Source organism: Lacicoccus kunmingensis DSM 17847, assembly GCF_059568765.1.
Window position 1 is genome coordinate 285,806 of sequence record NZ_JCANUC010000001.1, and the last position, 25,804, is coordinate 311,609.

At 39.4% G+C, this 25,804-nt stretch carries 28 protein-coding genes and 1 pseudogene; 28 read left to right on the forward strand and 1 reads right to left on the reverse strand.

The window, feature by feature from the left end:
• The first annotated feature begins 37 nt into the window (after window positions 1-37).
• The gene (gene holA, locus BO48_RS01435) at window positions 38-1,000 is read left to right on the forward strand and encodes a DNA polymerase III subunit delta (protein ID WP_496365653.1); all 963 of its coding nucleotides are present in this window, start codon (window positions 38-40) and stop codon (window positions 998-1,000) included.
• A 31-nt stretch (window positions 1,001-1,031) separates the two neighbouring features.
• Here holA and rpsT read toward each other — a convergent pair whose 3' ends face one another.
• Window positions 1,032-1,277, reverse strand: coding sequence for a 30S ribosomal protein S20 (rpsT, locus tag BO48_RS01440; RefSeq protein ID WP_496365654.1), 246 nt, complete (start codon window positions 1,275-1,277; stop codon window positions 1,032-1,034).
• A gap of 159 nt (window positions 1,278-1,436) precedes the next feature.
• Here rpsT and lepA point away from each other — a divergent pair, with 159 nt between their 5' ends.
• The 27 genes and pseudogenes from lepA (at window position 1,437) to BO48_RS01575 (ending at window position 25,708) form a co-directional block, all read left to right on the forward strand.
• The gene (gene lepA / locus BO48_RS01445; protein ID WP_496365826.1) at window positions 1,437-3,260 is read left to right on the forward strand and encodes a translation elongation factor 4; all 1,824 of its coding nucleotides are present in this window, start codon (window positions 1,437-1,439) and stop codon (window positions 3,258-3,260) included.
• A 45-nt stretch (window positions 3,261-3,305) separates the two neighbouring features.
• Window positions 3,306-4,424 carry a radical SAM family heme chaperone HemW gene (hemW, locus tag BO48_RS01450; protein WP_496365655.1) on the forward strand — a complete coding sequence of 373 codons (1,119 nt, stop codon included), beginning with the start codon at window positions 3,306-3,308 and terminating at the stop codon, window positions 4,422-4,424.
• 87 nt (window positions 4,425-4,511) lie between these two features.
• Window positions 4,512-5,498, forward strand: a complete 987-nt coding sequence (gene hrcA / locus BO48_RS01455; protein ID WP_496365656.1) for a heat-inducible transcriptional repressor HrcA — start codon at window positions 4,512-4,514, stop codon at window positions 5,496-5,498.
• Entirely contained in the window at window positions 5,491-6,105 is a 615-nt protein-coding gene (gene grpE / locus BO48_RS01460; RefSeq protein ID WP_496365827.1) for a nucleotide exchange factor GrpE, read from the forward strand. Before hrcA ends, grpE begins: the two co-directional genes overlap by 8 nt.
• A 52-nt stretch (window positions 6,106-6,157) precedes the next feature.
• Window positions 6,158-7,996, forward strand: a complete 1,839-nt coding sequence (gene dnaK / locus BO48_RS01465; RefSeq protein ID WP_496365657.1) for a molecular chaperone DnaK — start codon at window positions 6,158-6,160, stop codon at window positions 7,994-7,996.
• 83 nt (window positions 7,997-8,079) lie between these two features.
• Window positions 8,080-9,207, forward strand: a complete 1,128-nt coding sequence (gene dnaJ / locus BO48_RS01470; RefSeq protein WP_496365658.1) for a molecular chaperone DnaJ — start codon at window positions 8,080-8,082, stop codon at window positions 9,205-9,207.
• Window positions 9,208-9,209: 2 nt separating this feature from the next.
• Window positions 9,210-10,142 (forward strand): 50S ribosomal protein L11 methyltransferase, encoded by a 933-nt coding sequence (gene prmA / locus BO48_RS01475; RefSeq protein WP_496365659.1) that lies wholly within the window; start codon window positions 9,210-9,212, stop codon window positions 10,140-10,142.
• Window positions 10,139-10,873: an RsmE family RNA methyltransferase gene (locus BO48_RS01480; protein ID WP_496365660.1), complete on the forward strand. Its 735-nt coding sequence runs from the start codon at window positions 10,139-10,141 to the stop codon at window positions 10,871-10,873. The genes prmA and BO48_RS01480 overlap by 4 nt, the downstream gene beginning before the upstream one ends.
• Before the next feature lie 77 nt (window positions 10,874-10,950).
• Complete coding sequence (gene mtaB / locus BO48_RS01485) at window positions 10,951-12,303, forward strand: tRNA (N(6)-L-threonylcarbamoyladenosine(37)-C(2))-methylthiotransferase MtaB (protein ID WP_496365661.1); 1,353 nt, start codon at window positions 10,951-10,953, stop codon at window positions 12,301-12,303.
• Window positions 12,304-12,322: 19 nt separating this feature from the next.
• Window positions 12,323-12,988 carry a deoxyribose-phosphate aldolase gene (gene deoC, locus BO48_RS01490; RefSeq protein ID WP_496365662.1) on the forward strand — a complete coding sequence of 222 codons (666 nt, stop codon included), beginning with the start codon at window positions 12,323-12,325 and terminating at the stop codon, window positions 12,986-12,988.
• A 100-nt stretch (window positions 12,989-13,088) separates the two neighbouring features.
• Complete coding sequence (gene rpsU / locus BO48_RS01495) at window positions 13,089-13,265, forward strand: 30S ribosomal protein S21 (RefSeq protein WP_052256435.1); 177 nt, start codon at window positions 13,089-13,091, stop codon at window positions 13,263-13,265.
• A 136-nt stretch (window positions 13,266-13,401) separates the two neighbouring features.
• Complete coding sequence (locus tag BO48_RS01500; RefSeq protein ID WP_092987836.1) at window positions 13,402-14,085, forward strand: NfeD family protein; 684 nt, start codon at window positions 13,402-13,404, stop codon at window positions 14,083-14,085.
• 24 nt (window positions 14,086-14,109) lie between these two features.
• On the forward strand, window positions 14,110-15,120 hold the full coding sequence (gene floA / locus BO48_RS01505) for a flotillin-like protein FloA (RefSeq protein ID WP_496365663.1): 1,011 nt from the start codon (window positions 14,110-14,112) through the stop codon (window positions 15,118-15,120).
• An 11-nt stretch (window positions 15,121-15,131) separates the two neighbouring features.
• Entirely contained in the window at window positions 15,132-15,824 is a 693-nt protein-coding gene (locus BO48_RS01510; protein WP_496365664.1) for a hypothetical protein, read from the forward strand.
• Window positions 15,825-15,918: 94 nt separating this feature from the next.
• Window positions 15,919-16,197 (forward strand): GNAT family N-acetyltransferase, encoded by a 279-nt coding sequence (locus BO48_RS01515; protein ID WP_231634432.1) that lies wholly within the window; start codon window positions 15,919-15,921, stop codon window positions 16,195-16,197.
• A gap of 118 nt (window positions 16,198-16,315) precedes the next feature.
• On the forward strand, window positions 16,316-17,047 hold the full coding sequence (locus BO48_RS01520) for a YwiC-like family protein (RefSeq protein WP_496365665.1): 732 nt from the start codon (window positions 16,316-16,318) through the stop codon (window positions 17,045-17,047).
• A 155-nt stretch (window positions 17,048-17,202) separates the two neighbouring features.
• Window positions 17,203-17,361, forward strand: a pseudogene (locus BO48_RS01525) (helix-turn-helix domain-containing protein); the annotation flags it as partial.
• Window positions 17,362-17,364: 3 nt separating this feature from the next.
• Entirely contained in the window at window positions 17,365-18,267 is a 903-nt protein-coding gene (locus BO48_RS01530) for a hypothetical protein (RefSeq protein ID WP_496365666.1), read from the forward strand.
• 7 nt (window positions 18,268-18,274) lie between these two features.
• The gene (locus BO48_RS01535; protein ID WP_496365667.1) at window positions 18,275-18,466 is read left to right on the forward strand and encodes a PLDc N-terminal domain-containing protein; all 192 of its coding nucleotides are present in this window, start codon (window positions 18,275-18,277) and stop codon (window positions 18,464-18,466) included.
• A 1-nt stretch (window position 18,467) separates the two neighbouring features.
• Window positions 18,468-19,346 carry an ABC transporter ATP-binding protein gene (locus BO48_RS01540; RefSeq protein WP_496365668.1) on the forward strand — a complete coding sequence of 293 codons (879 nt, stop codon included), beginning with the start codon at window positions 18,468-18,470 and terminating at the stop codon, window positions 19,344-19,346.
• Complete coding sequence (locus BO48_RS01545) at window positions 19,343-20,110, forward strand: ABC transporter permease (RefSeq protein WP_496365669.1); 768 nt, start codon at window positions 19,343-19,345, stop codon at window positions 20,108-20,110. Before BO48_RS01540 ends, BO48_RS01545 begins: the two co-directional genes overlap by 4 nt.
• Window positions 20,111-20,223: 113 nt before the next feature.
• On the forward strand, window positions 20,224-20,970 hold the full coding sequence (locus BO48_RS01550; protein WP_496365670.1) for a DeoR/GlpR family DNA-binding transcription regulator: 747 nt from the start codon (window positions 20,224-20,226) through the stop codon (window positions 20,968-20,970).
• A complete protein-coding gene (gene pfkB / locus BO48_RS01555) occupies window positions 20,971-21,873 on the forward strand; it encodes a 1-phosphofructokinase (protein WP_496365671.1) in 903 nt (300 codons plus the stop codon).
• Between the two features lie 14 nt (window positions 21,874-21,887).
• Window positions 21,888-23,759 (forward strand): PTS fructose transporter subunit IIABC, encoded by a 1,872-nt coding sequence (locus tag BO48_RS01560; RefSeq protein ID WP_496365672.1) that lies wholly within the window; start codon window positions 21,888-21,890, stop codon window positions 23,757-23,759.
• Between the two features lie 135 nt (window positions 23,760-23,894).
• Window positions 23,895-24,485 (forward strand): TetR/AcrR family transcriptional regulator, encoded by a 591-nt coding sequence (locus BO48_RS01565; RefSeq protein ID WP_496365673.1) that lies wholly within the window; start codon window positions 23,895-23,897, stop codon window positions 24,483-24,485.
• A 123-nt stretch (window positions 24,486-24,608) separates the two neighbouring features.
• Window positions 24,609-24,992 (forward strand): DoxX family protein, encoded by a 384-nt coding sequence (locus BO48_RS01570; RefSeq protein ID WP_496365674.1) that lies wholly within the window; start codon window positions 24,609-24,611, stop codon window positions 24,990-24,992.
• 2 nt (window positions 24,993-24,994) lie between these two features.
• Window positions 24,995-25,708, forward strand: coding sequence for a GNAT family N-acetyltransferase (locus BO48_RS01575; RefSeq protein WP_496365675.1), 714 nt, complete (start codon window positions 24,995-24,997; stop codon window positions 25,706-25,708).
• Window positions 25,709-25,804: the final 96 nt, after the last annotated feature.

Here is a 25,804-nt window from a genome sequence, read left to right on the forward strand (position 1 = left end):
CTATAATATATTTATGATTTAATGTGGAGTGAACAAAATGAACTTAATCCAAGTGGTATTTGGAACAAATATTATACGTATAGAAGAAAAAGCCAAGAAAATGGCGAAAGATTATTTGGGAGAAATAGATGAATTCAGTCTGGTCTCCCTGAATTATAAAGAAACGCCGGTTGAGAACATAATTGAGGAAGCTCAGACGCTGCCATTCCTTTCCGACAAAAAAGCAATTATCATCAATGATGCCTTTTTATTGACCGGTGCAAAAACAAAAAGTGATGTCGAGCATAATATTGATATGTTCATAGACTACCTGGGCAATAAAAATGATGATACCTTACTGATTTTCAAAGTATTCAACGAACAGCTGGACAAGAGGAAAAAGATTACTAAACTTGTTCAGAAAGAAGGTGAGGTCACAGAAGTTAAGGAGATGACCGAACCTGAAATACGAACTTTTATATCAGATTATCTGAATGCGGAAAATATGACCATTGATGATATGGCATTGGATATGTTTTTGGAAAGAACGGGGATAAGTTATTCCAATGTTAAAGGTGAACTGGATAAAGTCATCTTATATGCAGATCATAATATTACTGCAGATGATGTGGATGACGTGGTCAGTATCAGCATGGAGCAGAATATATTTAAACTGACTGAGTTTGTATTAAACGGCAGGAAAGAAGAAGCGGTTAAACTGGTCAGACAGCTGATATTGCAAAAAGAAGAGCCAATGCAGCTGCTTCATCTGATCATCAGTCAATTCAGACTGTTGTATCAAGTTAAACTGCTTTCAAGCGAAGGGTTCTCACAGGATTATATAGCTAAAAACCTGAGGGTTCATCCTTACAGGGTAAAACTTGCACTGAGGGAAGTTAGAAAACACAGGCAGGATACATTAGAGGGTAAGATGGTCATCTGCCGTAATATGGATTATAAATTCAAATCCAGTTATTTGGACAGGAATACATTATTTGAGCTGTTTGTGATGGAAATTTAGTAAAGAAAAAACCTTCTTGAAAAAGAAGGTTTTACTTAGTCATTAATTTTGATTTCATACGTGATGCTTTATTTGCATGAATTAAGTTTTTCTGACTCGACTTGTCAATATGCTTTACTGCATGTGCAACAAGTGCATCTACGTTTTCAGCATTTTCAGCTTTCGCTGTTTCTGCACGTTTAACAGCAGTTCTCATCGCGTTCTTTTGAGCAATGTTTGCATCTCCCGCTTTTTGGCTGGAATTTACTCTTTTAATAGCTGATTTAATATTAGGCATAACGTCACCTCCACAATTTAGTTGTACAACTTTAATTGCAACAAGAAATATTTTACCAAATTAGAGTGTATTATGCAATATAAAGCCGGAAATGAATTGAAGATAATGGCGACAATTGGTATAATATTAACATTCGAGTGTATAGAAAGTTGGGTATTAATGAATGATAATGAGCGTATAGCAAGGCAAGAGAAAATTAGAAACTTTTCAATTATTGCCCATATCGATCACGGTAAATCGACTTTGGCCGACCGTATATTAGAAAATACAAAATCAGTGGCTGACAGAGAGATGAAGACACAGCTGTTGGATTCAATGGATTTGGAACGTGAGCGGGGAATCACCATAAAGTTGAATGCAGTCCAATTGAAATATACTGCAAAGGATGGAGAAGACTATATATTCCATCTCATAGACACTCCCGGACACGTCGACTTCACTTATGAAGTATCGCGTTCACTGGCTGCATGCGAAGGTGCGATATTAGTGGTGGATGCAGCCCAGGGTATCGAGGCCCAGACATTGGCAAACGTTTATCTGGCATTGGATAACGATTTGGAGCTTATGCCTGTAATCAACAAGATAGACCTGCCTGCAGCCGACCCTGATAGAGTCGCACAGGAAGTGGAAGATATTATCGGCCTGGATAAGAATGATGCGGTTCTTGCATCGGCAAAATCGAATATAGGTATCGATGAGATACTGGAAACGATTGTTGAAATGGTTCCGCCGCCGGACGGTGATGTGAATGCTCCTTTAAAGGCACTGATATTCGATTCCATGTATGATCCATACAGAGGCGTCATATCTTCAATCAGAATCGTCGATGGGGTTGTCAAACCCGGAGATAAAATACAGATGATGGCCACAGGCAAAACTTTCGAAGTGGCTGAGGTCGGTATCAATACACCTAAACCTATGCCGGTAAAGGAATTATCGGTCGGGGATGTTGGCTACATAGTTGCCGCCATTAAAAACGTCGGTGATTCACGTGTAGGTGATACGATAACTCTCGCGGACAATCCCGCAGCAGAGCCTCTGGAAGGTTATAAGACAATGAACCCCATGGTGTTCTGCGGTATGTATCCGATAGATTCAAATCAATATAATGATCTGAGAGAAGCATTTGAAAAGCTGGAGCTGAATGATTCATCACTGCAATATGAACCAGAAACTTCCCAGGCTCTAGGGTTTGGTTTCAGAACAGGATTTTTAGGCCTGCTCCATATGGAGATCATACAGGAGAGAATCGAAAGGGAGTTCGGTATTGATCTGATCGCAACTGCACCTTCAGTTATTTATGAAGTATCCATGACTGACGGATCAACTGTGAGAGTCGATAACCCTGCACAAATGCCGGACCCTCAAAAAATCGACCGCATAGAGGAACCTTATGTTAAAGCACAGATTATGGTACCGAACGATTATGTCGGTGCTGTGATGGAGCTTAGCCAGAAGAAGCGCGGTAACTTTATTACGATGGATTATCTGGACGATATACGGGTAAACATAATATATGAAATCCCGTTGTCTGAAATTGTATTTGATTTCTTTGACCAGCTTAAATCGAATACTAAAGGATATGCATCCTTTGATTATGAAATCATAGGATACAAAGAAAGCAATCTGGTTAAGATGGACATCTTATTAAATAATGAAAAAGTGGATGCCCTCAGCATTATTGTTCACCGTGATTTCGCATATGAACGCGGTAAGATTATAGTGGAAAAGTTGAAGAAACTCATCCCGAGACAGCAGTTTGAAGTGCCGGTTCAGGCCGCCATCGGACAAAAAATCATTTCGAGAACAAACATTAAGTCGATGGGTAAAAACGTACTCAGTAAATGTTACGGCGGGGATATAAGCCGTAAACGTAAACTGCTTGAGAAACAAAAAGAAGGTAAAAAGAAAATGAAATCCGTCGGTTCAGTAGAGATACCGCAGGAAGCATTCCTGTCTGTACTGAAAATGGATGAAGATTGATAAAGCCACATTTTGTGGCTTTTAATTTTGTAGGGAAGTGTTAAAATGAAAAGTTTGTATATCCATATTCCATTTTGTAATCGCATATGCACGTACTGTGATTTCACAAAAGTACTTATTAAAAACCAGCCGGTTGATGAATATATAGACGCATTGATTATGGAATTGAAGAGTTTGGAGCATAAAAACTTTGAAACAATATATGTCGGAGGAGGGACACCGACGGCACTCAGCTTGAAACAACTGGAAAGATTATTGTCTTTCATAGCTGATAGATTTACCGTTTCAACTGAATATACTTTTGAAGCGAATCCGGATGAGGTCACAACCGAGAAACTGGATCTGCTGAAAAATTATGGTGTGAACAGAGTGAGTCTGGGGGTTCAGTCTTTTAATGACGATATATTGAAAGTGTTGAACCGCAGTCACGGCTTTGATGATATTTTTAGAAGTATCAATCACCTTGAGAAGATTGGTCTGACGAATTACTCCATGGACCTGATGTATAATCTGCCAGGTGAAACAATGCAGGATATTGACACGAGCCTGAAATATGTAGAGGAATTAAAGCCGAAACATATTTCATGGTATTCATTGATTATTGAACCGCATACCGTATTTTATAATCAAATTAAAAAAGGTGCCTTGAAAATTGCGGATGATAATATAGAAGCGGAAAAATATGACCGCGTAATGGAGGGACTTCAGCAGCTTGGCTATCCTCAATACGAAATTTCAAATTTTGCGGTACCTGAGTTCGAGTCAGCCCATAATAAGACTTACTGGCTGAATGAACATTATTATGGAACTGGTGCCGGTGCGCATGGTTATGTCGGCAATCAGCGCTATTACAATATCAAACCTGTGCCACATTATATTAAATCGATGAATGAAAATAATACTGTTGTAAAAGAGACGATATCTCTAACTCAGGTCGAACAGATTGAAGAAGAAATGTTTTTAGGTCTCCGAATGACTGACGGTGTTTTAAAAAGCAGATTTAAGGATAGATATGGCATGAGTCTGGATGATTATTATAAAGATGAATTGAATTATCTTAAGGATAAAAAATGGATTAATGATGATGGTATCAATATCTCTTTAACAGAAAGCGGAAGAATCGTAGGTAATGAAGTTTTCATGTCTTTTTTAAAGTCCACATAAAATGAGTTTAATGATTGACATACTTTGACCAATTTGATAAATTGTATTTAGCACTCGGAGATAAGGAGTGCTAAAGAGGTGAAGTCAATGCTTACAAATAGGCAAGAACTCATCTTATTTTTAATTGTGGATGAATTTTTAGCCGCCATGGTTCCCGTTAGTTCGAAACAAATTATTCAAAAATATCAACTTGATATTTCCAGTGCTACGGTTAGAAACGAAATGGTTATACTTGAGGCATCAGGCTTTTTAACAAAACCGCATACATCAGCAGGAAGAATCCCATCAAGAGAAGCACTCAAGTTTTATATTAAAAAGTTAAGCGAAAAATTAGATGAAGATTCAAATCCTGAACCGATTCATCTCAATTTACAAAATCATCATACACCTGAAGAGTTGTCCGGAAGCATCGCTGAAAAAATCAGTACATTGACTAATTATTTGACCGGGGTATCGTTTCTTGGTAAAGATGAAATAGTCAAAGCGATTTACTTCACACCGTTAAGCGAAGTTATGCTGCTTGTGGTTATAGTTCTTGATTCCGGGAACATAAAAAAAGTACCGGTTAAAATGAACTATAATGTATCATTGGAAACTTTGAAGTTACTGACAAATTACTTTAATCAGATTGTCATTGATACACCATTACAGGATTTATCGCAGATGCTGCGTTCATCGTTGAAAAATACAGAGTTGCAGCACATGATTATCAGTGTTGCAGATAATATCAGCTTGGATATAAATGAACCGAGGAAATTCACTGGTTATTCAGGATTCAACCATTTAATCCATCAAATCAGTGAAGATACAATGACTTTACAGTTGCTTTATGATGATTTGGAATCCAAGCAGCTGGACAATATCGTGGATGTATCCGAAAAAACCGGAGTCGATGTCCATCTGGGTGACGAACTGCCGAGAAATTATCACTCTATTTCAATCATCACCACCGATTTGAGAATTGGCGGTTTTGAAGGGAATCTGATGATTGTCGGGCCCGAGATGATGGGTTATAAAAAAGTGATCAAACTATTACATGCTATTAATAATCAGAGCACAAAAGGAAGTGAATGATTTGTTCGATAATGAAAAAGAGCAACAGCCGGATGAGAATCTGGTCAACGAAGAAAGGTCGGATGATAATTCTTCAGTGTCGACTGAAACTGCTGAAAATGAGATTGAATCAGAAAGCAGTGCAGTATCGGAAGAAACGGTAGATGAGGTTGATCCGCATCAGCAGGAAATAGACAATTTAAAAGATGAGGTAAAAGTTCAAGAGGACAAGTATTTGAAACTCTATGCGGAGTTTGAAAATTTCAAACGACGTAACAAGCAGGAAATTGATCTTAATAATAAGTACAAAGAACAAAAATTTGCAGAAGATTTACTGCCTGTTCTGGATAATTTGGAAAGAGCAATGGATATCGAAGGAGAAACCGAAGCATTTGCTTCCTTGAAAAAAGGAGTAGAGATGGTTTATAACGATTTCCTCAATATTTTCGACAAGCATGATATTACGTTGATAGAATCAACCGGAAAAGAATTTGATCCGAATGTGCACCAGGCAGTAATGACAGAACCATCAGAAGATGGATCAGGAATTGTAATTGAAGAATTCCAAAAGGGTTATATGTTGAAAGACCGAGTGATTCGTCCATCTATGGTTAAAGTCAGTGAGTAATAGGTATAAAAAATAATATGATAAATAATTTAATATATGGAGGCTATTTTAAATGAGTAAAGTAATTGGTATCGACTTAGGAACAACAAACTCTGTAGTATCCGTTCTTGAAGGCGGAGAAGCTAAGGTAATTCAAAACGCTGAAGGTAACCGTACAACACCTTCTGTCGTTTCATTCAAAAATGATGAGATTCAGGTGGGTGAAGTTGCTAAACGTCAGGCAATCACAAACTCTGATACAATAATGTCAGTCAAAAGACATATGGGTACTGACCATAAAGAAAAAATTGGTGATAAAGAGTATACACCCCAAGAAATCTCAGCTATGATTCTTCAAAATTTAAAAGAAACTGCTGAAAGCTATTTAGGTGAAAAAGTAGAAAAAGCTGTTGTGACTGTTCCAGCTTACTTTAATGACTCTGAGCGTCAGGCTACAAAAGATGCTGGTAGAATTTCAGGTCTTGAAGTTGAAAGAATCATAAACGAGCCGACTGCAGCAGCACTAGCTTACGGTTTAGACAAGCAGGAAGTTGACCAGAAAGTATTGGTATTCGACCTTGGTGGCGGTACTTTTGACGTATCCATCCTTGAGCTTGGCGATGGTGTGTTTGATGTACTTGCAACTGCAGGTGACAACCGTCTTGGCGGGGACGACTTTGATGATGTAGTCATTGATTATCTTGTGGATACTTTCAAGAAAGAAAATGGTATCGACTTATCAAATGATAAAATGGCAATGCAGCGTTTGAAAGATGCAGCTGAAAAAGCTAAGAAAGAATTATCTGGTGTATCTTCGACTCAAATCTCATTACCATTCATTTCAGCTGGTGATGCAGGTCCATTACACCTGGAAACATCACTGACTCGTGCGAAGTTCGAAGAACTGACACATGATCTGGTTAGACGTTCAATGGAGCCGACAAAACAGGCAATCAAAGATTCAGGCATCAGCAAAGATGAAATTGACGAAGTTATTCTGGTTGGCGGTTCTACAAGAATTCCAGCTGTACAAGAAGCAATCACAAAAGAAATTGGCAAAGAGCCTAACCGCAGTGTAAACCCTGACGAAGTTGTAGCGATGGGTGCTGCAATCCAGGGCGGTGTGTTATCTGGAGACGTTAAAGATGTTGTACTTCTTGACGTAACGCCATTATCACTTGGTATCGAAACGATGGGTAACGTATCAACTGTTCTAATTGAAAGAAATACAACAATACCGACAAGTAAATCAGAAACATTCTCAACAGCGGCAGACAACCAGCCGGCAGTGGACATCCACGTATTGCAGGGTGAGCGCCCAATGGCAAGTGACAACAAAACACTCGGCCGTTTCCAATTGACGGATATTCCACCAGCTCCACGCGGTGTACCTCAAATCGAAGTTACTTTCGATATTGATAAAAACGGTATTGTAAACGTAACTGCAAAAGATCAGGGTACTGGTAAAGAGCAGAAGATCACAATCCAGTCTTCTTCCAACCTGACTGATGATGATATCGACAGAATGGTGAAAGAAGCTGAAGATAACGCAGAAGAAGATAAGAAGCGCCGTGAAGAAGTTGAAACACGCAACGCTGCGGATCAGCTCATATTCTCAACTGATAAAACAATCGAAGATTTAGGCGACAAAGTCGAAGCAGATGAGAAAGAAAAAGCAGAAGCTGCTAAAGAAGAGCTTAAAACAGCATTAGAAGGCGAAGACCTTGAAGAAATCAATGCTAAGAAAGATGCACTTGAAGAAATCCTTCAAGCTATGTCAATGAAGCTTTATGAAGAAATGGCACAAGAACAACAAGCTGGTGAAAATGCTGAAGGCAATGAATCAAAAGACGATGATGTTGTAGATGCAGACTTCAAAGAAGTTGAAGATGACGAGGAAGATAAAAAATAATCAGTGAAATCAAAGTCAAAGCCAATAGCATTTGGCTTTGACTTTTTTAAATGTTATGATTTGGAAGTTGGAGGGATATTTGGATGGCTAAAAGAGATTACTACGAAATTCTTGGTGTAGAAAAAAGTGCATCAAAAGATGAAATAAAAAAAGCATACCGAAAATTATCAAAGAAATATCACCCGGACATAAATCAGGAAGATGGTTCGGATGAGAAATTTAAAGAGGTGGCAGAAGCATACGAAGTATTATCGGACGAGAATAAACGTTCGCAATATGATCGCTTTGGTCACGAAGGCATGAAATCACAATTTGGAGGCGGCGGTGGCGGCTTCCAAAGCTCTGGTGGTTTTGGCGGCTTCGAAGATATATTCAGTTCATTTTTCGGCGGCGGCCGTCAGGCTGATCCAAATGCTCCCCGTAAAGGTGATGACCTGCAGTATACGATGACAGTTGATTTTGAAGAAGCTGTATTTGGGGTCACAAAAACAATAACAATCAAAAAAGAGGTTACATGTGATACTTGTGATGGTAACGGTGCGAAACCGGGTACATCCAAGTCGACTTGTAGCATGTGTAGCGGTGCCGGCCGTGTGGCGGTTGAACAAAATACACCATTCGGACGTATACAGACAGAGCGCACATGTCCGACATGTCAAGGAACAGGCCAAGAAATCAAGGATCCTTGTAATAAGTGTAAAGGTACAGGAACAGTGACAAAAGATGTAGATATCGAAGTTACAGTCCCTGAAGGTGTTGATAATGGCCAGCAGATCCGTGTTCAAGGGCATGGTGAACCAGGTGCAAACGGCGGACCTTCCGGCGATCTGTATATTGTTTTTCGTGTCAGACCGGATTCAAGATTCACACGTGACGGAGATGATATCCACTATGAACTGCCGATTACATTTGCACAGGCAGCACTGGGGGATGAAATAAAAGTACCTACAATCAGTTCTGAAGTCGTGTTGACTATTCCTGCAGGAACTCAGACAGGCCGACGATTCCGTTTGAAAGAAAAAGGGGTCAAGAACGTCCATGGCTATGGTTATGGCGATCAGTTCATTACTGTTAAAGTGGTTACACCGACTAAACTTTCAGATGAGGAAATTGAAATCTTTAGAAGCCTGGCTGAACAGGGTGGCGAAAAGATTAATGAGCAGCAGGAAAATATTTTCGACCGGACAAAACGTTTCTTTAAAGGAGATTAAAGATGAAATGGCATGAAGTGGCAATTCATACCGTAGAAGAAAATGAAGAAAAACTCTCAATTTTTCTAAATACAATATCCAAAGGTGTCTCCGTCGAACATTCTATAGATATACTGAAACAAAAGGTGGACAACTTCGATGAGAAGTTCAGGCTGGATCCAAAAGATTACCCCGAATCAAATATCAGACTGGTCGTTTATTTTGATGAAACACAGAATATCGATGATCGTTTAAAAGAGATTGAGGAATATATTACTCAAACAGATCTTATAAACAAAGAAGATATTGATATCGACCGTAAAATCATAGAAGAATCTGACTGGGAAAATGAATGGAAGAAATACTTCCATAGTTTCAGAGTGTCAGATACGTTTGTAATAGTGCCCTCATGGGAGATGGAAGATTACAGCTATGAAGAATCAGACCGTCTGATTAAGCTGGATCCGGGTATGGCTTTTGGAACGGGTGACCATCCGACAACGAGTATGTGCCTGAAATTTATAGAAAGTATTGTCAAACCTGAACATAACATCATCGATGTTGGGACGGGTTCCGGCATACTTTCGATTGCTTCACATCTGATGGGGGCAAGATCCATCAAAGCCACTGATATCGACGAATTATCCATTAAAGTGGCATATGACAATTTCATAATCAACGACTGTGAAAAAGATATCAATCTGGAAACTGCAGATTTGTTGAAAGATGAAAAAGGTCAGTATGATATAGTGATTGCCAATATCCTGGCGCACATCATAGAAGAGATGATCATTGATTCGTATGATAAGTTGAATACGAATGGTTACTTTATTGCGTCCGGCATCATTGTTGAGAAACGTGATGAGCTCGTTAATAAGATGACGGCAGCGGGCTTTATAATTAATGAAATTCTGGAAGATGGCGGCTGGGTAAGTATATTAGCGGAAAAGGTATGATTGCCATGCAGAGATATTTCACATTTGATCAACTGAATACCGAAGAAACTTTTGAAGTGATTAATGAAGATACGCATCATATGATAAATGTGATGCGTTTTCGTGTTGATGATACCTTTGAAATGGTAGACAGGGATAAGAATGTATTTTTATGTAAAATTGTTAATGTTGAAGAGCAGACTGTAATTTATCAACCGATTGAAAAATATGAAAACAGTTCTGAAATGCCAATTCGGTTTACAATTTTCTGTCCACTGTTAAAAGGTGAGAAATTTGAATGGATGCTCCAAAAATCCACGGAGCTTGGAGCAGCTCAGTTCATTATTTATGAAGCCGACCGGAGTATCGTCAAACTGGATGAAAAGAAAAAAGAAAAAAGACTGATACGCTATAGAAAAGTGATCAAAGAGGCCAGCGAGCAAAGCAAGCGTACAATCATCCCTGAAGTAGATTTTGCGCATAAGTTGAAACATATTGATTTTACGGCCTTTGACCATACTGTCATTGCTTACGAGGGAAATGTAGATGATGAATCGTTATCTCTGAACAAGCTAGAAAGGTTCGAGGAAGACAGTACAGTCGCTTTCATCTTCGGTCCGGAGGGTGGGCTTACAGAGAGTGAAGTCGGTTTTTACGACGCGATTACGCCTGTGAGGTTAGGCCCTAGAATACTTAGAGCTGAATCGGCGCCGTTATATTTCCTGTCTTCAATGAGCTATATATATGAATAGGCCTGATTGAAGGTCCATATATATTATGATATTATGTTTAAAGTTATCATAATATTTTTAAGAGAGATTTGATATATATGAATGAGAAAACAATCGCATTCCATACGCTTGGCTGTAAAGTGAATCATTATGAAACAGAAGCGATGTGGCAAATATTTAAAGATGATGGATATGACAGAATAGATTTTGAGAAGAATGCTGACGTCTACGTCATCAATACATGTACTGTGACGAATACCGGTGATAAGAAAAGCCGACAGGTGATCCGACGTGCCATCCGTAAGAACCCGGATGCTGTGATTGCTGTTACAGGCTGTTACGCACAGACTTCACCGAAAGAAATCATGGATATAGCAGGCGTCGATATAATCATTGGTACAGAGGACAGAGATAAGCTTCTGGGTTATGTCAATCAGTACCATGAAGAACGCCAGCCAATCAATGGCGTCAAGAACATCATGAAAAAACGTACATATGAAGAGATGGATGTACCATATTTTACAGACCGTACACGTGCGACTTTAAAAATTCAGGAAGGCTGCAATAATTTTTGCACATTCTGTATCATCCCATGGGCACGTGGGTTAATGCGTTCAAGAGACCCTGAAAAAGTAATACAACAGGCACAGAATCTCGTAGACGAAGGGTATAAGGAAATCGTTCTGACCGGTATTCATACTGGTGGGTATGGTGAAGATCTGAAAGATTACAATCTTGCCCAGCTTTTAAGAGATCTGGAAAAAATCGACGGGCTTAATCGTCTGAGAATCTCCAGTATTGAAGCGAGTCAGTTGACTGATGAAGTCATGGATGTCATCAGAGATTCCAACAAAATCGTAAGACATCTGCATGTACCTGTACAGTCTGCAAGTGACACAGTATTAAAGCGCATGAGAAGAAAATATACTATGGAATTTTTTGAATCTCGTATATTGAAGTTGAAAGAAATCATGCCGAATGTAGCGATCACGAGTGATGTGATTGTCGGTTTTCCGGGAGAAACAGAAGAAGAGTTCCAGGAAACATATGACTTTATCGATAAACATCATTTTTCAGAGCTTCATGTTTTCCCTTATTCCATCCGTACGGGCACTCCTGCAGCCAAAATGAAAGATCAGATTGATAATGATACTAAAAATGAACGCGTCCAAAGGCTGATCGATCTGTCAGACCGACTTGCACTTGAGTACGCCGAAGGATTCGAAGACGATGTTCTGGAAATTATCCCTGAAGAATTTAAAGATGGGAAGCTTGTAGGACATGCGGACAATTATATGAAAATAGCAATAGACGGTGATGAATCATTGACTGGAGAACTTGTAAAAGTCAAAGTTACAAAGCCAGGCTATCCTTTAAGCCATGGCGAAATCGTCAAGGTACTGGAAAAACCGATGGTTAAAAATTACGCTTATCTTGAGCGTACAATATAATTTATTTGGAGGCTAAATCATGAAAGTTTCAAAGTATATCGACCATACTTTATTGAAACCCGCCGTGACTCAGGATGAGATTTTCGAGTTATGTCAGGAAGCAAAAGAATATGACTTTTTCAGTGTGTGCATCAACCCGGCATGGGTTCAGACTGCGGCTGATCTTTTACAGGACACTGACGTTAAAGTATGTACTGTCATAGGATTCCCGCTCGGTGCTGCAACATCTGAAGTGAAAGCATTCGAAACAATGAATGCAATACAGAATGGTGCGGATGAAGTGGACATGGTCATCAATATCGGTGCACTGAAATCAGGCAACGATGACCTGGTATTCAATGACATTAAAGCAGTGTGCGATGCTGCAGGAACGAATGCACTGGTTAAAGTAATCATTGAAAGTGCGCTCCTCGACAGCGATGAAATTGTCAAAGCGAGTGAACTGAGTAAAAAAGCCGGCGCAGATTTCGTTAAAACATCCACAGGTTTCAACGGCGAAGGTGCTTCTGTTGAAGCCGTGACTTTAATGCGTATGACTGTCGGTGAAGAAATGGGCGTTAAAGCGAGCGGCGGTGTCCGTTCAGCTGAAGATGCCATGAAAATGATCGAGAGCGGTGCAACACGCATCGGCGCATCCAGCGGTATTGAAATTGTTACAGGCGGTATATCTGAATCAAATTATTAAAATTAAGTTGACCTAAAAAGTTACTTATATTATAATATTTGAGTACATAGTAATGCTATGTTCAGATTAGCCTTTTGTTTATTCGGAGGGAGGGAAATTTATGACTAAAACAAACGTTAAGAAGAACGAACCTATTGAAGATGCACTACGACGTTTTAAGCGTAATGTCTCAAAAAACGGCACAATTCAGGAAGCCCGTAAAAGAGAATTTTATGAAAAACCTAGTGTTAAGCGTAAGAAGAAGTCTGAAGCAGCAAGGAAACGTAAATTTAGATAATATATCCTCCCTCGGATAATTTATCATATTTAAAGACAGTACTATTTTATATAGTACTGTCTTTTTTCATACGTAATAGCACAGTATATTTATTTTTATACCTTTTATATGTATAATGAAAATGGAGGGGATTTACATGGCGATAATTGATACATTTTTGATAGGAAATATTGTGAATACATTCAGGGATGTTATTACTATGCCTGTAATTGCCTTTATATTACTAGCTGTCTTCATTATCGGACTGGTAATGCAACTATTTTCTGAACAATTCAATTTTTATGGTTTACTTTCTATCGCTGCTATTATTTTATTTTTCTCCGGGCATTTACTTATAGAAGGCAGTAATCTCCTGGCGCTCTCATTATTTGTACTCGGTGCATTTTTGATTATTATAGAGTTTTTTGTAATCGGTACCTTTTTGGGAATACTTGGGGTCATTCTACTGCTACTCAGTATTGTTCTTGTCAGCGGAAATATGATTATGTATTCAATTTTTCTGCTGATTATAATTATTATTGCATCCTTTATGGTGGTGGGGCTTATCAAATCTAAGAAAAGAAAAATTCCGTTTTTAAACAGATTGATTCTGAATGAAGCGACAGATACAGAATCCGGGTACACATCATTTGATGATCGTTCACATTTAGTTGGTGAAACAGCAATTACTGTTACACCGCTCAGACCATCAGGAACGATACGTTACGGAGAGGAAAGAATAGATGCTGTTGCTGAAGGGTCTTTTATTACAGCGGATAAGAAAGTTAAAGTTATACATGTTGAAGGAACCAGAGTCGTTGTCCGTCCTATTGAAGAATAACACTAATTTAAAGGAGAGTTTTACATGGATCTAATGTTTATATCCGGTGGATTATTAACAGTCATATTTTTAATTGTTGTAATCTTTATCGTATTGTCATTTATCCTGTCATTTGTCCCGGTCGGTTTATGGATTTCAGCAATTGCTGCCGGAGTCAAAGTGGGAATATTCACATTGGTAGGTATGCGTCTAAGACGTGTTAAACCGAAACGTGTCATTGAGCCGATGATTAAAGGTGATAAAGCGGGTATTGATTTGAATACGAATCAGCTCGAGGCTCACTTCCTCGCAGGAGGTAACGTTGACAGAGTGGTTGATGCTCTGATTGCAGCTCACCGTGCAGATATCAATTTAACATTTGAGCGTTGTGCGGCGATCGACCTTGCAGGCCGTGATGTTTTAGAAGCAGTTCAAATGAGTGTAAACCCGAAAGTTATTGAAACACCGTTTATAGCAGGTGTGGCAATGGACGGTATAGAAGTTAAAGCGAAAGCACGTATTACAGTACGTGCAAATATCGACCGTCTCGTTGGTGGTGCAGGAGAAGATACGATTGTGGCACGTGTAGGTGAAGGTATTGTATCCACTATCGGTTCTTCGAAAAAACATTCAGATGTACTTGAAAACCCAGATCGGATTTCTCAGACAGTACTTGCCAAAGGGCTGGATTCCGGTACTGCTTTTGAAATCTTATCCATAGATATCGCAGATGTGGATATCGGTAAAAACATTGGTGCAGACCTGCAGACTGAGCAAGCTGTAGCTGATAAGAACATTGCACAGGCAAAAGCTGAGGAACGTCGTGCAATGGCTGTTGCCCAGGAGCAGGAAATGAAAGCCCGCGTTCAAGAAATGAGGGCGAAAGTGGTGGAAGCAGAATCTAAAGTACCACTTGCATTTTCTAAAGCACTTGAAGACGGCAATATTGGTGTCACTGAGTATTACGATTTGAAAAATGTCGAAGCAGACACCAGTATGAGAGATTCTATCAATAAAATGACTAATCCGACTCGTTACAACGAAGAAGAAGAATAGGTCGTGATATTATGGAAGCGTTACTGCCCCTATTAATATTTGCAGGCGGCGTAATATATTCTGTCATAGCCAGTAAAGGTGACAAGAGTAAAGGCAAAAGAAATATCGACCCGAGTAAAATGGAAAGGCCAGGACGTGCGGCGCCACGTCGCAGACCGGCTAATAGTGAACCGGAAAGAGAACAGTCAGGCGGTCTTTTTGACGAATTGAAACGTGAATTCAAAAAAGAATACGATAAGGCGATGGGCGAACCAGAAACAGAGACGAAAAGCCAATCCCGCAAAATGTCACAAGAAAACATAAAACGACGGGTGGAAAAAGAGCGTCAAAATCTTGAGGACAGAAGACAGCGTGAGAAACAAAAAGCTTCTATGCGTCAAAGATCTCAGAATAAAACGTATGAAGATAAAAAACCGGTTGAAAGAAGACAGCCTGAAAGAGCATCAAGAGCAAGAGACAGTGTATATACCGGTGCGCATGATGCGAAAGATGATGTTGAAGTGGCTGGGTCCGCTGAAGGCATCGGCAGGGAAATTACCGAAAGAGCACGCTACACATATGGTGATGAACGCACAGAAATGCACGAACGCGACAAAAAGAAGAGTGAAGGTTTCACTTCAAGAGATCTTACATTCGATAAAAAAGCTGTTGTTAACGGTATTATTTTTAATGAGATTTTAGGCAAACCCAAGTCGAAAAGATAGTATTCAAAACACATATCAATTTATTGATATGTGTTTTTTATGTTTTAAATAGTACAATGAAGAGAATAGAAGTATTAAGCAGGAGGTGTGAATAGTGGATATAGATATTAAGAAAGGCGAGAATATGTTTTTCGTAGGTGAGGATGAATTAAACCCTGAAGCTTACGTTTCTTATAAAGTCGACGATGACGGTGATCTGATCATTGACAGTACAGAAGTCGCCAATCAGCTGAGCGGCCAGGGCGTCGGCAGCACACTCGTCAATATGGTCATCGAGTATGCCAAAGACGAAGATAAGAAAATCGTTCCGGAGTGCCCATTTGCGAGAGCAGTCATGGAGCGTGAGGAAGATACGAAAAAAATGATAAAGTAGAAAAATAAGCTCATTTATATTGAGCTTATTTTTTATGTTTAATTATTCACAAAAATGTACCAAAAGCATTATTATGAATGATTATTTTTAATTTATAATAGTGTTAAGAGGTGACATTATGAAATTCAAAAAACAAAATCAACACGGTGCGTGGGCAATGATGTTCATGCCGCTTATTCTTGGTATTGCAGCAGGAGGATTTCACCCGTCACAAATATTGTACGGAATCGGCTGGATGCTCATGTTTTTTGCAGCAGATCATGTTTTGATGTTCATTAAACGGATGAAAAGGAAAAAGGAGTACGGATATTTGAAAGCAGCCGGGATGTTTGGAGCAATTGCTGTCCTGCTGTTCATCTATCCTTTGTTTGTTGAGTACCGGATCATTTATTTCTTTTTGGCGATGATGCCATTAGGAGCGATAACCAGTTATTTTTCAATGATCAGGGACGAAAGAAATATCATTAATGACATTGTAGCCATTCTCATATTTTCGATTGCGGGCGGGGGCATTGCCTATTTAAACACTCATGAATGGACCCTTGGCATTACTGTTGTAATTCTGGTCAGTTTACTTTATTTTGTCGGTTCGGCACTGGTCGTGAAGACGATAGTCAGAGAACGGAAGAATATCAGGTACCGCAATGCTTCATACATATATCATGCAGTGTTATTTCTCGGCATGCTGCTGTGGCACTACACACTGGGTATCGCCTTCTTAATCGGTATTATCAGGGCGGTGGGTGTTTATGACAGAGGATGGACGCCGAAAAAGCTCGGGATTATGGAAATATTTCATGTGCTCTGGATCAGTGGGTGGGTAATTATATATTTGAATATCATTATTTAAAAGGACCCTTTTGAGGTCCTTTTTTAATGTCTATAAATCAACCTTAGGTTGATTTATATTATGAAAATTTCTAAATAAGAAGTATAAATTCACTTTTTACTGTTATAGAATATGTATAAGGAGGGCTTCACATCGATATTTTAATAGGAGAAAAAATAAAGAATCATCGTAAACAGTTAAATTATACACAGAGTGATGTCGCGGAATTTCTTAATATCAGTAAAGCTGCAATTTCGAAATGGGAAAAGGGCCACAGTATACCTGAGGTAGTTTACATTATACAGCTGTCCAAGCTGTTTAACACGACGATTGATGAATTGGTGAACAGTTCGGTAAAACATACCAAAGAAGATATTAAAAGACTTTATCACTTTTATTCAAGAAGATTTTCCACCGAACCTTTTGATTTTACGGTTGCTGAAGTGGATGAATATGCAAGAAAACATTTTAATGATTACAGTTTATTATTACAGTTCAGTGTACTTTTAATGAACCATCATCAGTTAAAACCTCAATCCAAAGTTGTCCAGGATAATGCTGTAAAATATATCAGTCGTATAATAAAACATTCCGATTCACTTTTTGAAAAAGAGCAGGCAACTTTCCTTTTGGCATCCATTTATTTGCAGCGTGGTCAAAATGACAGTGTAATAGAACTTCTGGAGGGTGCGCGGCTGCCAAAATTACCGGCCAATATAGTATTATCATTATCTTATTTGCAGAAGGATGAGCGGATGCAGGCGAACCAAACGTTGCAGGCTGAAGTCTATCAAAATATCATTTTTATTATGAACAGCCTGACAGTAATGATTCAGCATAAGGTGCATAGTAATTCTGATCAATTGATAGACAGGGGATTAAAAATAGCGCAGACTTTCGATCTAAATAATCTCCATCCGAATTCGATGATGAACTTTTATCTGGCCAGTGCAATATACAAAAGAGATGAACTGTACAGCTGCATAGCTTACTTGAAATCTTTTAATAAAATCGTTAAAAATATGATGGAAAACTATTACCTGCATGGAGATGATTTTTTTGATGAAATAGATGACTGGATCAAAGATTTTGACCTCGGAAACAATGCACCTCTCAATATCGATACATTCAAGCGTCAGGTGCTGATTCAGGTCAGGTCGAATCCGCAGTTCGAACATATTAAAGATACTATAGAATTTAAAAATATCATTCATGATTTATCAAATATAGTAGGGGCGTGATACCGTGTTGTCAGAATCCGATTGGATTGTGTTTCTTATACCGCTTATTCTTTTGCAGGTGATTTTGATGATTACAGCGCTTGTGCTGATCATCAGACAGACTCATTTCAAATATTTTAATAAAATAATCTGGATAGTTATTGTGCTGCTGCTCAATATTATCGGTCCGGTATTATATTTTATATTGGAGAGAAGATAATATGGATATATTAAAAATAGAAAACTTGTCGAAATCATTCAATGATAAAAATGTGATTGACAACTTAAGTTTAATTGTCAGGGAAAATGAAATATACGGTTTTATAGGGAGTAATGGTTCAGGTAAAACTACGACCATGAATATGATTCTTGGACAACTGGAACCAAATGGCGGGGATATTTATGTATGCGGTGAAAAAGTCACTTTTGGTAATACAGAGACCAACAAATATATCGGCTATTTGCCGGATGTTCCGGAATTTTATAATTATATGACTGCGCCACAGTATTTGAGGTTATGTGCAAAGCTGACGGATTTAAAGAAGAATGAAAGAGAATCACGTATCGATTACCTGCTTAGTATTGTCGGATTGTCGGGTGAGTGCTCAAAAATCAAGGCTTATTCACGCGGTATGAAGCAACGACTTGGTGTGGCCCAGGCACTGATACATCAGCCTGAACTTCTGATATGCGATGAACCGACCAGTGCACTCGACCCAAAAGGAAGAATGGAGCTGCTGAAGATATTAAAAGATATTACTGTAGAAACAACGGTGATATTCTCAACGCACGTTCTGACAGATGTTGAAAGAATCAGTGATCACGCCGGTATTTTATACGAAGGCAACATAGTGAAGGAAATTGATTTATCTAAAACTGATTTTGGTGATAAGGGGATTGATCTCAAGTTGGGCAGCAATGAATACAAAAGTTTGTCTGAGAGAATCGAGTTATTGCATTTACAAGGTGATAACTATCGGGCAGTTGATATTTCTTTACGCGACCTTTATCAACTGCTTTATACACTGGACATTCAGCCGTCCCAGCTCGAACTTTCCAAAAAATCTCTGGAAGATATTTATTTGGAGGTGACACGGTGAATCAGATAATGACACTGCTGAATAAAGAGCTTGTGGAATCTTTGAAGACTTTTAAATTGCTTGCAATCATTATCACTTTTTTAATCATCGGTGTACTCAGTCCGTTTATTGTTCTCATAATGCCTGATATCCTGGAGTCGGCAGTCGTGGACTCCGGCATTGAAATGGTGATACCCGAACCGACCGCTGACCAGTCATATATGCAGTTCTTCAGCCACATCAACCAGCTTGGCTTTATCGTATTTCTGTTGTTATTCGGTGGTATATTGACCAACGAGATTTCCAGGCGGACACTGATCAATCTATTAACAAAGGGGTTGAAGCGGCATAATGTTGTATTGTCAAAGGCATTATTCATTTTGATTATATGGACTGTTGTTTATTTTATGAGTGCCATGATCACTTATTTATATACAGTATACTTTTTTGATGAAAGAGTGCATCATCTGCCGGCAGCATTATCCACAACATGGCTTTATGGAATATTCCTGATCAGTCTGATATTTTTATTTTCCGCTGCTTTTAAAAATTTTATAGCGGTGATATTTTCCATAATAGGAGTAGTAGTCGTCATGATGATACTCACAGTATTTCCAAGTATAGAAATGTTTGTACCTCAGCATTTGCTTTCCTTGAATATGGAGTTGATCATCGGGGAGAAGGATTTAAGCGATACACTTACACCTGTGGCTGTCACACTCTCAGCCTCTATACTTGTTTTCATATTGAGCATTTTTATTTTTAACAGAAAAACATTGGTTTGATATTAAGGCTGTTCAGGTGTGTCCTGTACAGCTTTTTATAATTATTGATTGAAAATGATTGTTTATGATTGATTTTGATTGGTAAATGCATTATTCTATAGATGGTGATAGATATGATAACGACACAAAGATATGAAGCGATTTTAAATTTTTTAAATGAAAATGGTAACGGTACCATCAATGATTTTGTAAAACTGACGGGTACGAGCAGTGCAACGATCCGGCGTGACCTGACACACCTGGAGGATGAGGGACTGCTTTCCCGTATCCATGGCGGGGCGACGATCGACCGGATTGAGAGTGAGGCCAGTTACACAGACAAAGCAGTAAGGAATTTAAAGGATAAAATCCGGATTGCCAAAACTGCGGCTGCACTGATTGAAGATGGTGATACACTTTTTATCGATGCCGGGACCAGTACATATGAAATGCTGCCTTTCATCAATAAAAAGAATTTAACGATTGTGACGAACAGTGTCACTTTGATCAGTTCGCTGGTCGGGGAAGGTCACCTTGTATATCTGCTGGGCGGTAAAGTAAAACCGACGACATACGCAATTATCGGAACAGAAGCCGTAGATAAACTGAACAGTCTGTCCTTTGATAAATGCTTCATCGGTACAAACGGCATAGATAGCGCTCATGGTTATTCAACGCCGGATGGTGAGGAAGCGGCAATCAAATGGACAGCATTGAAGCAGTCCAAAGCGAAGTTCATATTGGGCGACGCTTCGAAATTTCACAAGACGGCCTTTGTTAAATTTGCCGCGCTCGGTGATGCAGCACTCATTACTAATGACTTAAAGTCTGAGTTTGTTAAAAAAATTGGAGAAGAAACAAACGTGATAGGAGAGGTGTAAATGATATATACCGTGACGTTTAACCCATCGGTGGACTATATTATGAAACTGGATGATTTTAAAGAAGGTGAGTTAAACCGCACTTCTTTGACTGAAAAGTACCCCGGTGGAAAGGGCATCAATGTATCAAGGATTTTGAAGGAACTCGGTGCTGAGACGACGGCACTCGGTTTCACAGGCGGATTTACCGGAGATTATATAAAATCTGAATTGGAACAGAGAAATATAATACATGATTTCATAGAAGTGTCGGGTGATACAAGAATCAATGTAAAACTTAAAACTTCACAGGAATCAGAAATTAATGCCGATGGTCCCAGGATTTCAGATGATAATTTCAAAGCTTTGGAAGAAAAATTGTCCAGTCTCAAGCCGGAGGACCATGTGATATTTGCGGGCAGCGTGCCCGGCGGTCACAAAGATGCGTACAAAAGATTGGCTGCAAAATTATATGAGAATGGAATTCCATTTTCTATAGATTCGGAAGAAGAGAAACTGACATCGACACTGCCTTTTAACCCGTACCTGGTCAAACCCAACTTGTTCGAGCTTGAGCAGATCACCGGAAAATCATTGAAATCATCAGAGGATATAAGAGATGCGGCCGACGCTTTGTTGGAGAGCGGTGCTCAAAATGTTCTGATCACGCTGGGTGGAGACGGTGCGATGTTTGTTAATGCAGAGTATGCTTTGAAACTGACCCCTCCTGATGGAGAGCTTGTCAATTCGGTCGGTGCAGGTGACTCGACTGTTGCCGGATTTATCAGCCAGCATGGCAAAGGTATTACAGAGCAGGTGAAACATGCGGTGGCTGCAGGGAGCGCCACTGCTTATAACAGCGATCTTGCGACATCTAAGGATATTATTTCTTTATTGGACAAAGTAAAAATCGAAAAAATTTAATCGGGGTGATATAGATGAGAATTACAGAACTGCTGACAAAAGAGACCATCAAGATGAACGTAGAAGCAAAAGATAAAGATGCCGTGATAAAAGAGCTGGTCAATGAACTGGACAGTGCCGGTATTATTACGGATGCCGGTAAATTTGAAGCGGCGATACAAAAAAGAGAATCACAGAGTACAACAGGTGTCGGTGACGGTATCGCCATACCCCATGCACAGACCGAGGAAGTTAAAAAGCCTGCAATAATGTTCGGTCGCAGTGCAGAAGGCATAGATTATGATTCACTGGATGGTCAGGATGCATATCTGTTCTTTATGATTGCTGCACCTGATGGCCAGGCGACCACACATCTGGATGCACTGGCCAAACTTTCAGGTATATTGATGAATCCTGAGGCAAAGGAAAGGCTTCTAAAAGCAGATAGTGCTGATGAAGTGTTAAACACCATCGATCATTATGATGAATCGGAACCATCGGAAGATACAGCCGAAACTGCCGTCAGCAATGAAGACAGACCGTACATTGTTGCAGTTACTGCCTGTCCAACGGGTATTGCACATACCTACATGGCTGCGGATGCATTGAAAAACAAGGCAAAAGAGATGAATGTTGATATCAAGGTGGAGACGAACGGTTCCGGCGGGGTGAAAGAACCTTTAAGTGAAGCGGATATAGAGAAAGCTTCGGGCGTAATCGTAGCTGCTGACACGAAAGTGGAAATGGCACGTTTTAATGGCAAACGACTTTTAGAAGTGCCGGTGTCTGATGGTATTAAAAGACCGGAAGCACTCATTCAGTCCACTCTTGATGGGCAGGGGGAAGTGTATGAAGGTTCAGGTGGAGGAAGCAGCCAGAGCAGTTCCTCTAAAGGAAAACCGTCAATCTATAAACACTTGATGAATGGTGTTTCCAATATGCTGCCATTCGTTGTGGCCGGTGGTATTTTGATTGCAATCAGCTTTTTCTGGGGTATAGAATCCGCAAACCCGGATCATGCAGATTATAGTCCGATAGCTGAGATGATCAACTTCATCGGAAGCAATGCATTTGAGCTGATGGTACCGATTTTAGCAGGCTTCATAGCGATGAGCATTGCAGACAGACCGGGTTTTGCACCGGGCATGGTCGGTGGTCTGATGGCAGCAACGATGGGCTCCGGCTTTTTAGGCGGTCTTGTTGCAGGTTTCCTTGCCGGTTATTTGATGGTTGCCATTAAAAAGTTGACTGAAAAACTCCCGCAGGCACTGGATGGCCTCAAACCGGTATTGATTTATCCATTACTCGGCGTATTTTTAACTGGTGTAATCATGTATTATATCATCGATCCGCCTGCAACGGCATTGAATGAAGCACTCAATTCATTCCTTGAAAACTTGAGCGGCACAAATATCGTCATACTTGGAGCGATTCTCGGCGGTATGATGGCGATTGATATGGGCGGTCCGATTAACAAGGCCGCATATGCGTTCAGTATCGCAACTCTGACAGCAGGAAATCCAGAACCGATTACGGCTGCAATGATCGGCGGAATGGTGCCACCGCTTGCGATTGCACTTGCAACGGTGGTGTTCAGAAACAAATTCACTCCTGTAGAACGTTCATCAGGGCCGACGAATCTGGTGATGGGCCTCTCGTTCATAACCGAAGGGGCAATCCCTTTTGCTGCGGCAGATCCACTCCGTGTAATTCCATCCATGATGGTCGGGTCGGCAGTTGCGGGTGCAATGGCACTTGGTCTGGGCGCAACCATACCGGCACCGCACGGTGGTATCTTCGTAGTCGGTGTTGGTGACAATGTACTGATGTTCCTGCTGGCACTTCTTGTCGGTACGATTGTCAGTGCGATTCTTCTAGGGGTTTTGAAAAGGAAAGAACAAATATAGATATAATAGAAGACTTCCAACCGTGATCAAAACTGATCCGGCTGGAAGTTTTTTATTTACAATTAAGATTTCTCTATACACCTTGACAAACCGACGGTCGGTTTGTAATATAAAATAAAAAGAGGAATGATATTAATGACTGAGCCGATTAAACTGACAAAGAGTCTCCGACAATTGATGGAAACGACAGAACATTTAATATTGGAAAAAGGATGTAAGAAAACGACTTTGCAGGATATCATTCGGCGTTCTGGATTGTCTAAAGGGGCCATCTATCATTACGTCAGGAGTAAAGAGGAGTTATATGGTCTTATATTACGAAACCATTCAGTTAACGTTGATGACAGTTTTTTTAAGCAGGCAAGTAAAGAAACAGCAGGATTAGATGAGCCGCTGTCGGCGATAGTAAGCCACCTGGATTATTTAACGGATAAAGATGATGTGAGAAATATTATATTCATTTATTTATTAGGTCTTAAAGATAATCCTGTAATCATTGAACTATTATCAAATATATATGAGGCTTCACTTAAAAATGCTATTTCATGGGTTGAAACGGGACAGAAAGCAGGGGTGATTAAATCTGAACTGGACCCACAATCTACTGCAAAAATGTTCATGAGCTTTTCATATGGTCTGAGAGTACGAGGGATGTTGGAAGAAGAAGATATTTCACATGAAATTAACGATTTTTATAATTTGATGAAAAACACTTTGCAGACATGAATATAAAAGGAAAGCATGGTGATAATAATGGCCACTTTTATTTTATTAGTCAGTTTTACAGTATTGTTCATTTTAAAACGATTTTATGTGAACATTACCTATCAGAAAATTGGAAGGTTTTCTATGAGTGCCATGCTCAGTTTCATAGGCATCAGTCATTTCTTTATTCCATCAAATCTTGCTGCAATGGTACCCCCGTTCATTCCATTTCCGATAACCATCGTTTATCTGACAGGTGTTGTTGAGCTTCTGTTCGCCATAACGCTCTTATTTGAGAAGACGTATAAATCATCAGGTATGATTCTCATTCTCTATTTTATTCTGATTTGGCCGGCTAACATATATAATGCCCTCAATACGGGAAATATACCTGGCGGTGTCGATGGACTTATCCCTTACTATCATTGGATACGAGTAATTTTAATTCAACCGTTATTTATAGTGTGGGTGTATCTGTCAATCACTCAGATGGAAAACATTAAAATGTTCATACAGAGAGGGGAGTAGCTATGTGTGAATTGGATAAAAATATAGAAGAAGCTATAATTTCATTCATAAATGGCTGGAGCTATTGCCGAAAGACTCTGTTAACTGAAGTAAATACAGCAGGCACTCTAAAAAGCGTAAATTTTCAGGAGAAAGTTTACGGACGTGATTTGGAGTATTTTTATTATTGTCACTCCCATCCATCATCGAAAGAGCTACAGTCCCTCAACTATCCACATTGGGTTACAATTTTCTCTAATGATGATGGTATGATCCAACGTATGGGAATGCTGGGATATAAATACCGATCAAGGGAGTATTTAATGAAATATTCTGGAAAAGATCAGTTGTTCCAAGAAAAAATATATAAAGTGCAGGAAGTTCGGACAGAAGAGGAAGCAGAGTCTATAAATAACATTCTTGGTTTCAAAAAGTTTAATCCCGATAGAATACAGGATGCACAGTTAAGATATTATTTCATTGTTAAAGATGACCGGCCTGTGTGTACCGGTGTCATGTCAATAAAAAACAATGTCTCTTGCTTGGATCGTATATATACAGATCAAGATTATAGAGGTCTGGGACTGGCCAGGGAATTATGTATCTTCATGTTAAAAGAGTCTGAACAAAACGAGACCAAAACAAATATATTGGGTTCTACCGAAGCAGGCTTTCACTTATATGAAAAACTAGGTTATAAAATGATTATACCCATGCATGTATTTGTTAAAGGATGAAATAAAAAGAGACTGATTCATTTTTATGTTTAAAATTACTGTATAAGAAGTACAAATTCATATTTATGGTATGATTTCGAGTAATAAAAGGGAGTG

Coding starts and splice junctions, on each gene's coding strand:
- mtaB (WP_496365661.1), top strand. CDS start 10,951: ATGAATGAGAAAACAATCGCATTCCATACGCTTGGCTGTAAAGTGAAT.
- BO48_RS01480 (WP_496365660.1), top strand. CDS start 10,139: ATGATTGCCATGCAGAGATATTTCACATTTGATCAACTGAATACCGAA.
- BO48_RS01520 (WP_496365665.1), top strand. CDS start 16,316: ATGAAATTCAAAAAACAAAATCAACACGGTGCGTGGGCAATGATGTTC.
- hrcA (WP_496365656.1), top strand. CDS start 4,512: ATGCTTACAAATAGGCAAGAACTCATCTTATTTTTAATTGTGGATGAA.
- BO48_RS01540 (WP_496365668.1), top strand. CDS start 18,468: ATGGATATATTAAAAATAGAAAACTTGTCGAAATCATTCAATGATAAA.
- BO48_RS01500 (WP_092987836.1), top strand. CDS start 13,402: ATGGCGATAATTGATACATTTTTGATAGGAAATATTGTGAATACATTC.
- hemW (WP_496365655.1), top strand. CDS start 3,306: ATGAAAAGTTTGTATATCCATATTCCATTTTGTAATCGCATATGCACG.
- dnaJ (WP_496365658.1), top strand. CDS start 8,080: ATGGCTAAAAGAGATTACTACGAAATTCTTGGTGTAGAAAAAAGTGCA.
- BO48_RS01570 (WP_496365674.1), top strand. CDS start 24,609: ATGAGTGCCATGCTCAGTTTCATAGGCATCAGTCATTTCTTTATTCCA.
- rpsT (WP_496365654.1), bottom strand. CDS start 1,277: ATGCCTAATATTAAATCAGCTATTAAAAGAGTAAATTCCAGCCAAAAA.
- floA (WP_496365663.1), top strand. CDS start 14,110: ATGGATCTAATGTTTATATCCGGTGGATTATTAACAGTCATATTTTTA.
- pfkB (WP_496365671.1), top strand. CDS start 20,971: ATGATATATACCGTGACGTTTAACCCATCGGTGGACTATATTATGAAA.
- BO48_RS01560 (WP_496365672.1), top strand. CDS start 21,888: ATGAGAATTACAGAACTGCTGACAAAAGAGACCATCAAGATGAACGTA.
- BO48_RS01510 (WP_496365664.1), top strand. CDS start 15,132: ATGGAAGCGTTACTGCCCCTATTAATATTTGCAGGCGGCGTAATATAT.
- lepA (WP_496365826.1), top strand. CDS start 1,437: ATGAATGATAATGAGCGTATAGCAAGGCAAGAGAAAATTAGAAACTTT.
- BO48_RS01550 (WP_496365670.1), top strand. CDS start 20,224: ATGATAACGACACAAAGATATGAAGCGATTTTAAATTTTTTAAATGAA.
- deoC (WP_496365662.1), top strand. CDS start 12,323: ATGAAAGTTTCAAAGTATATCGACCATACTTTATTGAAACCCGCCGTG.
- prmA (WP_496365659.1), top strand. CDS start 9,210: ATGAAATGGCATGAAGTGGCAATTCATACCGTAGAAGAAAATGAAGAA.
- rpsU (WP_052256435.1), top strand. CDS start 13,089: ATGACTAAAACAAACGTTAAGAAGAACGAACCTATTGAAGATGCACTA.
- holA (WP_496365653.1), top strand. CDS start 38: ATGAACTTAATCCAAGTGGTATTTGGAACAAATATTATACGTATAGAA.
- dnaK (WP_496365657.1), top strand. CDS start 6,158: ATGAGTAAAGTAATTGGTATCGACTTAGGAACAACAAACTCTGTAGTA.
- BO48_RS01565 (WP_496365673.1), top strand. CDS start 23,895: ATGACTGAGCCGATTAAACTGACAAAGAGTCTCCGACAATTGATGGAA.
- BO48_RS01575 (WP_496365675.1), top strand. CDS start 24,995: ATGTGTGAATTGGATAAAAATATAGAAGAAGCTATAATTTCATTCATA.